At 67.1% G+C, this 14202-nt stretch carries 8 protein-coding genes and 1 tRNA gene; 3 read left to right on the plus strand and 6 right to left on the minus strand.

Annotation, left to right across the window (positions count from 1 at the left end; all coding sequences use genetic code 11):
* Positions 1-213: 213 nt before the first annotated feature.
* The 4 genes from M529_RS50340 to recJ all read right to left on the minus strand — a co-directional run bounded on the left by M529_RS50340 (position 214) and on the right by recJ (position 2905).
* Positions 214-435 carry a hypothetical protein gene (locus tag M529_RS50340; RefSeq protein WP_021318769.1) on the minus strand — a complete coding sequence of 74 codons (222 nt, stop codon included), beginning with the start codon at positions 433-435 and terminating at the stop codon, positions 214-216.
* Positions 432-542 carry an Arm DNA-binding domain-containing protein gene (locus tag M529_RS50345; RefSeq protein ID WP_021318770.1) on the minus strand — a complete coding sequence of 37 codons (111 nt, stop codon included), beginning with the start codon at positions 540-542 and terminating at the stop codon, positions 432-434. The genes M529_RS50340 and M529_RS50345 overlap by 4 nt, the downstream gene beginning before the upstream one ends.
* Positions 543-845: 303 nt before the next feature.
* Positions 846-921 (minus strand) — tRNA-Glu (locus tag M529_RS39380).
* 217 nt (positions 922-1138) lie between these two features.
* A complete protein-coding gene (gene recJ / locus M529_RS39385) occupies positions 1139-2905 on the minus strand; it encodes a single-stranded-DNA-specific exonuclease RecJ (protein WP_021318771.1) in 1767 nt (588 codons plus the stop codon).
* A 194-nt stretch (positions 2906-3099) separates the two neighbouring features.
* Between recJ and M529_RS39390 the strand changes: the two genes are divergently transcribed.
* The 3 genes from M529_RS39390 to M529_RS39400 all read left to right on the plus strand — a co-directional run bounded on the left by M529_RS39390 (position 3100) and on the right by M529_RS39400 (position 10148).
* Positions 3100-5178, plus strand: coding sequence for an autotransporter assembly complex protein TamA (locus M529_RS39390; RefSeq protein WP_021318772.1), 2079 nt, complete (start codon positions 3100-3102; stop codon positions 5176-5178).
* Positions 5178-9392 (plus strand): translocation/assembly module TamB domain-containing protein, encoded by a 4215-nt coding sequence (locus M529_RS39395; protein ID WP_021318773.1) that lies wholly within the window; start codon positions 5178-5180, stop codon positions 9390-9392. Before M529_RS39390 ends, M529_RS39395 begins: the two co-directional genes overlap by 1 nt.
* 72 nt (positions 9393-9464) lie before the next feature.
* Positions 9465-10148: a hypothetical protein gene (locus M529_RS39400; protein ID WP_021318774.1), complete on the plus strand. Its 684-nt coding sequence runs from the start codon at positions 9465-9467 to the stop codon at positions 10146-10148.
* A gap of 308 nt (positions 10149-10456) precedes the next feature.
* On the opposite strand, the gene M529_RS48495 is transcribed toward M529_RS39400, so the two are convergent.
* Both M529_RS48495 and M529_RS39415 read right to left on the minus strand, forming a co-directional pair.
* Positions 10457-11214, minus strand: a protein-coding gene (locus tag M529_RS48495) for an IS5 family transposase (protein WP_128830903.1) whose coding sequence is annotated in 2 segments (ribosomal slippage) — positions 10457-10881 and positions 10881-11214 — 759 coding nt in all. Because the reading frame shifts where the segments join, the coding sequence is not laid out codon by codon here.
* A 231-nt stretch (positions 11215-11445) separates the two neighbouring features.
* Positions 11446-14202 (minus strand): error-prone DNA polymerase (locus tag M529_RS39415; protein ID WP_021318775.1); only part of this gene is annotated, 2757 nt, incomplete at its 5' end.

Genomic DNA, 14202 nt, shown 5'->3' on the forward strand with positions numbered 1-14202 from the left:
ATGAGATAGAGTAGAACCTGTTTGCCAGCGGTGAAGCGTCAAGGCTGATCCGAGGGCGGTGTCCCGAGAGGGAACGCAGGGACGAACGATCTGCGAAGGTGGGCAGATGGGCCGAAAAGCCCGCGTCGAGTCAATGCAACGTTCGCCTCTGTGAGACCCGATACAGCACGGCCAGCCTTCGGTCTGGCCAGTGCGGACAGATCCATGAAGCCCTCAAGGGATCACACCGCCGAGCTCTGCAATTACAGATCCTGACCCTAGGGCCGCATTGATGAAGGCCAGCAGCCAGCGCAGCTTCTTCATCGTGACGCCGGAGCGGCCCTCGCGCTCAACCTTCAGCCACTCGTCGGCCACGGCCTTGAAGCTGTTGGACGCGGCAACCGTGGCAGCAATCCGGTCGAGTTTGATCTTCTGGGCAGGGACGTCCCCCTTCACCAGTACCTGCGGGCGTCGTCACGCTGCTCGCGGGCGTCGGCGAGGCCAATGTCGGGATAGACCCCGAAGGCCAACGCCTTCTGCTTGCCAAGGTGGCGATAGTTCATCCGCCAGTAGCGCCTGCCATTAGGCGTCACATAGAGGAACAGGCCTCGCTATCGGTGAGTTTATAGGGCTTTTCCCCGCCCTGGCGTTTTTGATCGCAGCGGCGGTAAGTCCTGTCCTGAGCATGGTCGAAGGGGCCATGATGGTATCTCCGTCTGGGGGGAGGGCCGCGCTACCATCAGACATACTATCAACATGCTGGTATCCGGTGGTCCAAGACCGCTCCGCACGAGATACCTATACCACGAAAACCCGCAGAAATCCGCCGTTCCCGGCACTTCCTGAAACCCTCTGGGAGAGGATTTTGGTGACCCCTACGGGAATCGAACCCGTGTTTCAGCCGTGAAAGGGCCGCGTCCTAGACCGCTAGACGAAGGGGCCACAGGCGGTACCGGATGGTCCGGTGCCGCGAAGCGAGGGCGGCATTAGGAGGTGGCTTTCGTGCGGTCAACCCCCTTTGCGTCATCAATCTGTCGTCCGGCGGAGGAGGCGACAAGGAGAACGATCTTCTTCGCCAGGCCGCCACCGCTTCAGGTCCTGAACGGCCGCGCCCAACAAAAGCACCCCGCGTGCGCGTGGAACGGACGGGTGATTGCGCCTAGTCCGCCCAGGCGGCATCCTCCAGATGCAGTTCCGCCGCCGGGCGAGCGCCCCAGTCGTCGATCTTTGCCCTGCCGGCGACCCACAGGCGGCGGTCGCGCGGGGCGGCGAGGATCGCTTGGCCCAGCGCGCTTTCCGCTTGGCGAAAGGCGATGGTCTTGATCGACCGGCCATCGTCGCCCGCCATGACGGCGCGCAGATGGCCGTTGCCGACGACATCGGCCTTCACCACCCGCATCGGCCCGGCGGCGACCAGTGGCGCGGGCCAGCCGGCACCATAGGGGCCGCCCGCCTCGATCGCCGAGACGAAATCCGGATTGACGCCGCCCGGGGCGAGTACTGCGTCCAGCAGGAGCGCGCGGCCATCGCGCGCGCGCGCCACCGCGCCCGCCAGCCGGTCGTCGAGGAAGTCGGCCAGCGCATCCATCTTGTCCGCCGCGATGGTCAGCCCTGCCGCCATCGCGTGGCCGCCGCCTGCGACCAGCAGGCCACTGTCCTTCGCCGCCAGCACCGCCGCGCCCAGGTCGACGCCGGAGACGGATCGGCCCGACCCCTTGCCGATCCCCTGCTCGTCCAGCGCGACGACGATGGCAGGACGCCCCACCTTTTCCTTGATCCGCCCGGCGACGATGCCGATCACGCCCGGGTGCCAGCCTTCGCGCGCGACTATCGCCACGGCGCGATTACCCTGCCGTTCCAGCAGTTCCTCCGCCTGTTCCTGCACCGTCGCCTCGATCGCGCGGCGTTCCTCGTTCAGCCGGTCCAGCTCTTCGGCGATGCGGGCCGCCTCGGCCGGGTCGCCGGTCGTAAGCAGGCGCACGCCCAGGTCCGCCTTGCCGACGCGCCCGCCCGCATTGATGCGCGGCCCCAGCGCGAAGCCGAGATCGTGGCAGAGCGGCGCGCGGCTGAGGCGGCTGGCGTCGATCAGCGCGGCGAGCCCGATATTCCTGCGCTTCGCCATCACCTTTAGCCCCTGCGCGACGAAGGCGCGATTGAGCCCCTTGAGTTGCGCCACGTCCGCGACGGTCCCGAGCGCCACGATATCGAGCAGTTCCATCAGCGCGGGCTCTGGTCGCGCCGCGAACCAGCCGCGCGCGCGCAGGGTGCGGATAAGCGCCGCGCCGAGCAGGAAGGCGACGCCGACCGCGGCGAGATGTCCGTGCGCCGCCGCCTCTGGCACCTCATCCAGGCGGTTAGGATTGACCAGCGCCAGCGCCTGGGGAAGATCGGTCGCGCACTTATGATGATCGATCACCACAACATCGACCCCGGCCCGCTTCGCCATGGCCAGCGCCTCGAACGCCTGCGCGCCGCAATCGACCGTGACGATCAGGGTGGCCCCTTCTCCTGCGAGCCGCACCAGTGCCTCGCCCGACGGGCCATAGCCCTCCATCAGCCGGTCGGGAATATAGGGCCGCGCCGTGAGGCCAATGTCGCGCAGCAGGCGGATCAGCAGCGCCGCGCTGGTCGCGCCATCGACGTCGTAGTCGCCGAAGATGCGTACATCCTCGCTGCGTTGCACAGCGTCCGCAAGCCGATCGGCGGCCGCGTCCATGTCGCGGAACAGGCTGGGGTCGGGCATGAAATGGCGGATGGTGGGATTGCGGTGCGCCTCCACCCCCTCGCGCGGGCAACCGCGGGCCAGCAACAATTGCGTCACCAGATCGTCCGGGCGGTAGCCCGGGTTGCGCGCGTCCGCCCCGCCGCCGCGCCAACGCCAGGGCTGGCCGAGGAACGAATGGGTCACGTTGAGCGCGATTGTCATGTTCCGGTCCTAAACGGGATGCGATGTCGAGGGAAGTGCTGCCCGCCATCGGCATTCGTGACGGCTGCGGAACCGGCGCAACAGGTTGAGCGTATTGAGGCTTTGCACGCCCGGACTGTCGCGGGCTGGACGGGAAGGGGCGTCGGGCGTTGAGGGGTTGCAGGCGGAAAGCTCGGTGGGCGCCCGCTTTGGGCATGGCCATGGCCGCCGCCTCACCGCTTCCGCTGATGGCCCAGGTGCCCCAGCCCGCGCAGAACACACCTCCTCCCGCCGAAGACGAAGCTCCCATCCTCCCCGACGCGGAGTTCGAGGCACGGCTGCCCAAGGCAGGCGAAAAGCCGGCAACCGATCCGGACGCTCCCCTGCCCTCTATCGACGCATGGATCGACCAACAGATGCCGCAGGCGGGGGTCCAGCCTGCCGAGCTGCCGCCCGCCACCGACCCGGCAGAGGAACAGGAACTGGCCCAGCCGCTGCCCGCGCTGGACAGCGTGACCGTGCCGGCCAATGCCGCGGACGACAACAGCCCCGCGGAAAAGCTGTCGGAGGTGCGCTATGCCACCAGCATCGAAGGCTTCGGCAAGACCGGCCTTGAGGGTGCGTTCCGCGACGCGTCGGCCCTGATCGACGGCAATGGCAAGGCGGATACCGCCGCGATGGTGCAGGCACGTGCGCAGCAGGACGAGGCGCTGGCCGTGCGGCTGCTCTATTCCGAAGGCTATTATGACGCGACCGCGCTGGCCTCTCTCGACCAAGCCGGCGACGGAGCACTGAAGGCCGTCGTGTCCGTAACGCCCGGCAAGCGCTACAAGATCGGCGAGATCGTCATCCATGCGGGGCCGACGGTGCCGCCCAACCTGGTGCGTGACAGCCTGCCGCTCAAGACCGGCGACTTCATCGTCGCGACGGCGGTGGAGGCGGCGGAGGCCAATGTGGCAGTCCGCCTGCCCGAGGAAGGCTATCCCTTCGTCGAAGTGGGCGAGCGCGACATCCTGCTCGATCCCGCGACGGTGACGGGCGACTATACCCTGCCGGTCGAAACGGGACCGCGCGGCAGCTTCCGGAATATCACCACCACCGGCGAGAAGCAGGCCTTCGGCGCCGATCACATGGCCGTCATCAGCCGCTTCAAGCCAGGCGAACTCTATGACAGCCGCAAGGTGGACGATCTGCGCCGGGCGCTGGTGGCGACCGGGCTCTTCTCCAGTGTCGCGGTCGATCCGGTGCGGACCAACGCACCCGGGCCCGACGGCACCGAATATGTCGACCTCAACGTCCAGCAGCAGGCGGGGCCGCCGCGTACGCTGGCCGGCGAGGCGGGCTATGGCACCGGCCAAGGCTTCCGGGCGGAAGGAACCTGGACCCACCGCAATCTCTTCCCGCCGGAGGGCGCGCTGATCCTGGGCGTCATCGCCGGCACGCAGGAACAGGGCGTTTCCGGCACCTTCCGCCGCTCGAACGCGGGCAAGCGCGACAAGACCTTCCAGACCGGCATCACGCTCAACCACCAGAATTACGACGCCTATGAGGCCTTTACCGCGGGCCTCAACATCGGCTGGTCGCGCCAGTCGACCCCGATCTTCCAGAAGCGCTGGACCTACGGCTATGGCGCGGAGATCCTGCTGACGAACGAGCAGACGGTGGTGGATCCGGCAACGGCGGACAAGACCCGGCGCACCTATTTCATCGGCGGGCTGCCGGTGCAGGTCGGCTATGACCGATCCAACGACCTGCTCAACCCGACCAAGGGATTCCGCGCCAACCTGCGCGCGGAGCCGGAAGGATCGCTGCAGGGCAAGTTCTCGCCCTATCTGCGCGCGACCTTCGACCTTTCGGGCTATTATCCGGTGTCCGACAGCCTGGTGATCGCGGCGCGCACGCGCCTCGGCACGATCAGCGGCGTCGATCGCGACGACATCGCCCCGTCCCGCCGCATCTATGCCGGCGGCGGCGGATCGGTGCGCGGCTATGGCTATCAGGAGCTCGGCCCCAAGGACGTGAATGCCGATCCGATCGGGGGCCGTTCCGTCAATGAGTTCGCGGTGGAAGGGCGCTACCGCTTCGGCAATTACGGCGTCGTCGCCTTCGTCGATGCCGGGCAGGTCTATGAAAGCGCCATCCCCCAGTTTTCCGACATCCGCTACGGCGTGGGCGTGGGTGGGCGCTTTTACACCAATTTCGGTCCCTTCCGCGCGGATATCGCCATGCCGATCAACCGGCAACCCGGCGAATCCAAGTTCGCCATCTATATCGGCATCGGGCAGGCATTCTGATGGCCGAAGACACACCTCCTCCCCCGCCCGCCGAAACGGTGATCGTCCACCGGAGGGCACCGCTGTGGCGCCGCATCGCGATCGGCGCCGTCGGCCTGGTGGTTGCGCTGGTAGTGCTGGTCGCGGGCGTGCTGCTGTTCCTTAATACCCAGCCGGGCAAGCGCTTCCTGATCGGACAGGTCGCGGCGCTCAAGCTGGAATCGGGCATGCAGATCGAGGTCGGCCGGATCGAAGGGTCGATCTACAGCGACATGACGATCCACGACCTCGTCCTGCGCGATCCCAAGGGGCCATTTGCCGTCAGCCCGCGTGTGCATGTGGTCTGGAGCCCCTTCCGCTATGTCCGCAACCATATCTCTGTCCGGCTGCTGGAAAGCCCGCTGGTGGTGCTGGCACGCAGCCCGCAGTTCAACGTCACCAAGACCGATCCCAATGCACCAATCCTGCCGGACCTCGACATCGACGTCGACCGGCTGAAGATCGCGCGGTTCCTGGTGGCGAAGCCCGTCATCGGCCAGAAGCGCGAGATCGCGATCGACGGCGTCACCCATATCGCCGACGGGCGGGCGCAACTGTCCGCCAGCGCCGTCGTGGACAGCGGCGACCGGCTTCAGGCGAAGCTGGACGCGGTGCCTTCGCAGAACCGGCTCGCGATGAGCGGCACGCTCACCGCGCCGAAGGGCGGCGTGATCGCGGCGATGACCGGCCTGACCGACGGCGTCACCGCGACCCTAAACGGGCGCGGCACCTGGCAGGCATGGGACGGCCGGGTCGTCGCGACCTCGCCCAAGGGTGAGTTGGCCAATCTCGCGCTGGCCGCGCGGGACGGCAACTTCACCGTCAAGGGACCCATGCGTCCCGGCCTCGTCTTCGCCGGGACAGTCGATCGGCTTACCGCGCCCGCGCTGGACGTAGACCTGTTCGCCGGGCTCAACGAGCGGCGCGTAAACCTGAAGGGCACGCTGCGCTCGCCCGCGCTCAGCGCCGACGCGCAGGGCCTCATCGACCTGGGCAAGAGCGAGTTCAGCGCGCTGCGGATCAACGCCGCGCTGCTGACGCCCGGCGCCATCATGGAGAAGGTCAGGGGCAAGGATGTCCGCGCGTCTGTCATCCTCGACGGACCGATGGCGACCCCCTTCGTCGATTACGACATCACTGCGACCAGCCTCGCCTTCGACGCCACCGGGATCGAGGGGCTGAAGGCCAGCGGCCGCGCGGTGATCGACGCCGACCGCATCCGCATCCCGGTGAACGCGACGGCACGGCGGGTGACGGGGCTCAACGCGGCCGCCGGCGGGCTGCTCCAGAATCTGCGGGTGAAGGGCGATTTCGCCTATGCCGCCGGCAAGCTCATCAGCGACAATCTCAAGATCGACAGCGACCGGGTGGATGCGACCGCCATCGTGCTCGCCGACCTCGACAACGCCCTCTATCGCGGCGCACTGAAGGGGCGGGTCAACGACTACAAGGTCGATGGCGTCGGCATCGTCAACCTGAATACCGATGTGGAGCTGGTGCCCGGTCCACGGGGCGGCTTCGGCCTGTCGGGCCGGTTCGGCGTGCGCACGGCGCGCTGGGAAAACGCATCGGTCCGCGATTTCCTGGGCGGCAACGCGGTGATGTCCGGCCGCATCGGCATGACGCCGGAGGGCAAATTCACGCTGGCGGGGCTCAAGGGCGCCACCCCCAATTTCCAGGTCCATTCCGGCTCGGGCAGCTATGACACCGACGGGCAGATCGCCTTCGACGCCACCGCCAGCTCGAAGCAATATGGTCCCCTCGCCCTCACCGTGCGCGGCACGATGGAACGGCCGCAGGCGGTGCTGCGCGCGGCGCGACCCAATGTCGGCGTGCAGCTTACCGACGTCGTTGCGAAGCTGAACGGCGAGACGGCGGGCTATCGCCTGGAGGCGACCGGCGGGTCGCCCTACGGCCCCTTCTTCGCCAATGTGCTGATCCGGTCGGCGCAGGGGCCGCTCACCATCGATGTGACCCGGGCGCGTTTTGCGGGCGTGGATGCGGAAGGCACGATCCGGCAGACCGCCGCCGGCCCCTTTGCCGGGCAGCTCTCTCTCAACGGATCCGGTATCGTCGGCACTGTAAGGCTGGCCGCGGTGGACAAGGCGCAGGGGGTCGACGTCAACGCCACCGCCAGCAATGCGAAACTCCCCGGCGAGGCGGACGTGGTCATTGGCCGGGCGATCGTTACTGCCTCCATGGTGCTGACGGACCAGCCGCGCGTCGTTGCCGACGTGCAGATGGCGAACGCCGCCTATGGCGATTATGTGGTGCGCAAGGCGCGGGCGAAGCTCGACTATCAAGGCGGGCGCGGGCGCGGGCAGCTGGTGGCGGACGGTTCGACGGGGGTGCCCTTCTCGATCGCGGTCAATGCGGCGCTGCGGCCGGATCTCTATGCCGTGGCGGCGCAGGGCAAGGCGAGCAATATCGACTTCCGCCTCGCCCGGCCGGCCATCATCCGCGTCGAACAGGGCGGCTACCGCATTGAGCCCGCGACACTGGTGCTGCCGCAGGGCCGGGTCGATCTCGCCGGGCGCTTCGGCGACCGCACAGCACTCCAGGCGCGCTTCAAGGATTTCGATCTCGCCATCGCCAATGTGCTGAGCCCCGGCATCGGCATCGGCGGCAAGGCGACGGGCACGCTGGACTTCTTGCAGGAAGGCACCGCCTTCCCCACCGCGACCACGCGCATCGCGATCAGCGACTTCCGCCGGTCGAGCCTGACCGCCGTGTCCGACCCGGTGGCGATGAGCATCGAGGGCAAGCTGTCCAGCGCGGGCGGCGACATGCGCGGCCTGATCCGCCGCAGCAATGCAACCCTCGGCCGCTTCGTCGCGACGCTGGCGCCGCCGGGCGCCGGGGCCAGCTGGTCCGAGCAGCTGATGAACGCGCCGCTCGGCGGCGGCATACGCTATGCCGGGCCGGCCGATGTGCTCTTTTCCTTCGCCGGCCTTGCCGACCAGCAACTGACCGGCGGCATCGCGATGGCGGCCGACTTCGGCGGACGCCTGGCCGACCCGCGCCTGAACGGCATCGTTCGCGCCAACGCGCTCACCTATGAGAACGAGACGTTCGGCACGCGGGTGACGCAGATGCGGCTCGACGGGCGCTTCACCAACGACCATCTGGAACTGCGGGACTTCTCCGGCCGCGCGGGCGACGGCACGGTGCAGGCATCAGGCAATGTCGGGCTTGCCGCCGACAGCGGTTTCCCGATGAACGTCGCGGTGAAGCTCGACCGCGCGCGGCTCGCCCGCAGCGAGGCGATCACCAGCGTGGTGAGCGGCACGATCAACATCACCAACAGCGCGACCAATGGCGGTCTGATCCAGGGCGATCTTCGCCTGCCCGAAACGCGCTACCGCCTCGCCTGGCAGGGTGGCACCGATATCCGCCAGCTCCAGGGCGTCCGGCGCAAGGGCGAGGGCGTAGACGCGCTCGACCAGCGCATCGCCGCGCGCAAGGCCGCGGCGGCCAGGCCTGCCTTGTGGAAACTCGACATCCGCGTGCGGGCCGACAACGAGATCTACGTCACCGGCATGGGCCTCGATTCCGAATGGAAGACCGATATGCGCGTGACCGGCACCACAGCCGCGCCGCGCGTGGTCGGCAAGATCGAGGTGATCCGCGGCCGCTACAGCTTCTCCGGCCACCAGTTCGAACTGGAGCAGGGCGTCATCAGCTTCAACGGCGAAATGATGAATCCCTCACTCGCGATCCGGGCCGAAACACGGATCGACACGGTGACGGCGGGGATCGCCGTCAATGGGACGGCGCAGCGGCCCGACATCAGCTTCGTGTCGACGCCTACCTTGCCGCAGGACGAGATCCTCTCGCGCATCCTGTTTGGTGCCAATGTCGCGAACCTGACGCCGATGCAGGCGGTGCAGCTCGGCATCGCGCTCAACGGGCTGCGCGGCGGCAGCGGCGGGCTGAACCCCATCGGCAAGCTGCAGAACGCGTCGGGCGTCGACCGCATCGGCATCGTCAGCGGCGACGAGGCGACCGGGCGCGGCACCTCGCTCGCGGTCGGGCAGCACATCTCCAACAACATCTACGTGGAGGTCGTGACGGACTCCAAGGGCTTCACCGCCACCCAGCTGGAAATCGCCCTGTCGCGTACCTTGAGCCTGTTGTCGAAAACCGGCACGAACGCGGGATCTTCCGCCAACCTGCGCTATTCGAAGGATTATTGAGGCGCGGCGACAAGCCACTGGCGCGATCCCCCACCATCGGCCATCGTGCCGCCTTTTCCAACCGGAGCGAATATGCACCGTCCGCTGACCGTCGCTATAGCTGCCCTGGCCTGTGCGCCGACTGCCGCGTTGGCGGACACGCCGCGCGAACTGCTTACTGCGGCCGCCTTTCAAGCGCCGGACAAGGCAAGGGCGCTCGCGCTGGTCGATCAGGCTCTCGCGGCGGCGGACAAGATCCTGGCGACGAAACCGAGCGACCATGAAGCCACCCTGCAGCGCGGCGTCGCCATCGGCTACCGCGCGAAGCTGACGCGCAGCCGGGGAGACGCCCGCACTTCGCTCGGCATCTTCGAGGGACTAGCCGCGCGGAACCCGCGCGACGCCGAGGCGCAGATGGTGATCGCGGGCTGGCACCTCGACGCGATCGACCAGCTAGGCGGCTTTCTGGCCCGCACCGTGCTCGGCGCGAAGACGCAGGCGGGCGAGGCGGCGCTGGCCCGCGCCGTCGCGCTGGGCGGCGACCGCGCCTTCTATCCGGGACTGGCGGCGATGATGGCCATCCGCAAGGACCATGACGACGTCACCCGAGCGCGCAAATGGGCCGAGACGGCAGCAGCAGCCCCCGCGCCGACGCCCCTCGATCAGCGCATGAAGCGCGCCGCCGCCGCGATCCTGCCGCCCCTGCGCGCCAATGACGGCAAGGCCGCCGCCACGCTGGCGAAAACGCTGCTGCCGTTCGGGCGGTTGCGGGAGTGAAGGGCGAGGTCTGAAACGGGTGGGTATCGAACTGACGGTTTAAACGAGCGCCGGCTACTTACTCAGACGAAGGCAGATCATATTCAAGTACTTGAGAAAGCATTGCGTTACATCCGCATTTTTCCAAATTGCAAAGTTTGGATGGAGAAATCTTCCTCGGCTTACCATTGATCTTTGCTACATAGATTACCAATGCCTCACTGGCACACATCTTGGCATCGACTGCTTCATTCGGCCTCAATCGCCACATGACGGGCTGCCGTGGAGTATCCGTAGCGATGACGTCGATTAGGCTCAGGACTCGTTGATCACAGCCAGAAGAGCACGGTAGCTGCGAGAGCGATGGCGGAGAAGAAGACGGTTGGGCAGCGGTCGTAGCGGGTTGCCACACGGCGCCAGTCTTTCAGGCGGCCGAACATGATCTCGATGCGGCTGCGGCGTTTGTATCGGCGCTTGTCGTATTTCACTGGAAAGGAACGGGATTTCCGGCCCGGGATGCAGGGCGTGATGCCCTTTTGCTCGAGCGCGTCCCTGAACCATTCGGCGTCATAGCCCCGGTCAGCCAGCATCCACTGCGCCTTGGGCAGATCATCGAGCAGGGCTGCCGCGCCGGTGTAATCGCTGATCTGGCCGGCCGTGATGAAGAAGCTCAAGGGGCGGCCGTTGGCATCGGTGACGGCGTGAAGCTTGGTGTTCATGCCGCCCTTGGTCCGTCCGATCAGGCGGCCGAGATCCCCTTTTTTACCCCAAGGCTGGAAGCCGTGCGGTGGGCCTTGAGATAGGTCGCATCGATCATGAGGGTCTGCGGTTCGGCTTTCTGGGCGGACAGACCCTCCATCATCCGGCCAAACACGCCCATCTCGCCCCACCGTTTCCATCGGTTGTAGAGCGTCTTGTGCGGACCGTATTCCCTGGGCGCGTCTCGCCAGCGCAGCCCGTTGCGATTGACGAAGATGATCCCGCTCAGCACCCGCCGGTCATCAACCCGAGGCTTGCCGTGACTCTTGGGAAAATACGGCGACAAACGCGCCATCTGCTCGTCCGTCAGCCAATACAGGTCGCTCATGCTCAGTCTCCTCGCGGAGCCTGAATCACATCGCTCTCAGCCAATCAATGGGTCCTGAGCCTAGCAACGGTTCCGTTGTATCATTGACTATTGCCAGCCTCGGAGAGCAGGCGGGTAAGACCAAGGCAATCAGTAAGAAAATCAATCGAACCTTGTGATGCATATTCTTCCCCGCGATTGTTGGACTGAACTGCAACAAATGGTTGCGAACAGAAGTAGCCGGACATCCCCTCAATGAAAATCCCGTGATCCCGGCAAGATCCGCACATTGCGCGGGTGGCTGGCGGAGCGGGCGTGGGGGCGGGCGTCGCGGGTTTCGGGCTGGGTCAGGCGGTCAAGTTCGGCGGTGCGGTCGTGGACGCGGGTCGCCATCAGGTGGACGACGCCCTCCTTGCTTCGCTGCACCTCCCCTTCCACCAACATCAGCCGGGAAGCCATGACCGGGCGCCGCTGCATTTCGAACAGGCGCGCCCAGAGCAAGATGTTGGTGATGCCGGTCTCGTCCTCGATCGTGACGAAGACCGCATTGCCCTTGCCCGGCCGCTGGCGCACCAGCACCACGCCGGCGGTGCGGACGCGCGCGCCGTTCTTCGCCGCGCTGGTCTGGGCGCAGCTCAGCACGCCCTCGGCGGCGAAGACGGGGCGCAGGAACTGCATCGGATGGCCCTTCAGCGACAGGCGCGTCACCTGATAGTCCGTCGCGACATGCTCGGAGAGCGGCATGGCGGGGAGCATCGCGTCGGACTCCTCCCCCAGCTCCGGCGCGCCGTCGCCGCGCTCCCGGGCGGCGGCGAAGAGCGGCAGCTCGTCCGACGGGGTGCGCCGCGCTTCCCACAACGCCGCGCGCCGGTCCTGCCCCAGCGAGCGGCAGGCATCGGCATCCGCAAGCAGGCGCAGCGCGCGGGCAGGCAAGCCGGCGCGGCGGGCGATATCCTCCATGCCGGTGAACGGCCCGCCGACGATACGGGCTTCGACCAGCCGCTTGGCCCAATCCTCGCGGAAGCCGTCGATCTGTCGCAGGCCAAGGCGGAGGGCAATCGGCCTCGCCTCTTTTTCTTCGTCACCCCCGCGCAGGCGGGAATGACGGACGGATTCCAGGCTGTTGTCCCACCCGCTTCCGTTCACGTCGGCCGCGTGGACGGCAACGCCATGCTCGCGCGCATCGCGGACGATCTGCGCCGGGGCGTAGAAGCCCATGGGCTGGGAGTTGAGCAGCGCGCAGGCGAAGACTGCGGGATGATGGCATTTGATCCAGGCCGACACATAGACCAGCCGCGCGAAGGAGAGTGCATGGCTTTCGGGGAAGCCGTAGCTGCCGAAACCCTCGATCTGGCTGTAGCAGCGCTCGGCGAAGTCCTGCATGTAGCCGCGCGCGACCATACCGTTCACCATCTTCTCCCGGAAATGGTGGATGGTGCCGGCATTGCGGAAGGTCGCCATGGCGCGGCGGAGCTGGTTCGCTTCGAAAGGCTTGAAGTCCGCCGCAACGATGGCGAGCTTCATCGCCTGTTCCTGGAACAACGGCACGCCGAAGGTCTTGCCGAGCAGCCCCTTCAGCTCGTCGGCAGGCCCGTGCTCGGGCGCGGGCGCGGGGAACTCCACCTTCTCCTCGCCGCAGCGGCGACGCAGATAGGGATGGACCATGTCGCCCTCGATCGGACCCGGCCGCACGATCGCGACCTGGATGGTAAGGTCGTAGAGGGTGCGGGGCCGCAGGCGCGGCAACATGTTGATCTGGGCGCGGCTTTCCACCTGGAACACGCCGATGCTGTCGCCCTTGCACAGCATGTCGTAGACGGCGGGATCGCCGGAATCGAGATCGACGTCGAGCCGGTGGTCGCCCAGGCCGTTGGCGCGCATCAGGTCGAACGCCTTGCGGATGCAGGTCAGCATGCCGAGCGCGAGCACATCGACCTTCATCAGCCCGAGCGCATCGATATCGTCCTTGTCCCATTCGATGAAGCTGCGGTCGTCCATCGCCGCATGGTGCAGCGGCACCGTCTCGTCGAGCCGGTTCTGGGTCAGGACGAAGCCGCCGACATGCTGCGACAGGTGGCGGGGGAAAGGGGCCTCCAGCAGTTGGCCGACCAGTGCCCGCAGCCGGGCGATCTCCGGATTGGCGAGGTCGAAGCCGGCTTCCGCGATCTGCCGTGCCTCCGGGTCGCCGCCATAACTGCCCCAGACCGTGCTCGCCATGCGGGCGGCGACGTCGGCCGACAGGCCGAGCGCCTTCGCCACCTCGCGCAGCGCGCTGCGCGAGCGGAAGTGGATGACGGTCGCGGCGATGCCGGCGCGGTGACGGCCGTAGCGCTCATAGACATATTGCATCACCTCCTCGCGCCGCTCATGCTCGAAATCGACGTCGATGTCGGGCGGCTCGTTGCGCTCCTCGGACACGAAGCGGGAGAAGAGCAGGTCGTGCTTCTGCGGATCGACCGAAGTGATACCGAGCAGGAAGCAGACCATGGAATTGGCGGCCGACCCGCGTCCCTGGCACAAGATTCCCTGCATCCGCGCGAAGGCGACGATGTCGTGGACCGTCAGGAAATAATAGGCGTAGTTCCGCTCCCGGATCAGCCCGAACTCCTCGTCCAGCAGCGCCCTGACCTCGCGCGGGATGCGCGGGCCATAGCGGGCATGGGCAGCGACGGTCGTCAGTTCCTCCAGCCATTGCTGCGCGGTCCATCCTTCCGGCACCGGCTCGTGCGGATATTCGTAGCGCAGCTGGTCGAGCGTGAAGTCGACCCGCTCCAGCAGACGGATCGTCTCGGCCAGTGCCTCCGGACAGGCGCGGAACAGCCGGGCCATTTCGGCGGGGGCATGGATATGGCGCTCGGCATTGGCCTCCAGCAGACGGCCGGCCTTCCCGACGGTAGTCCCTTCTCGCATGCAGCTCAGCACGTCCTGCAAAGGCCGCTCGGCCGGGGTCGCGTAGAGCGCGTCCATGGTGGCGAGCAGCGGCGCGCCGGTGCGGGCGGACAGCGCCTG

Origin of the sequence: Sphingobium ummariense RL-3 (assembly GCF_000447205.1) — a bacterium.
GTDB classification, from domain to species: Bacteria; Pseudomonadota; Alphaproteobacteria; order Sphingomonadales; family Sphingomonadaceae; genus Sphingobium; species Sphingobium ummariense.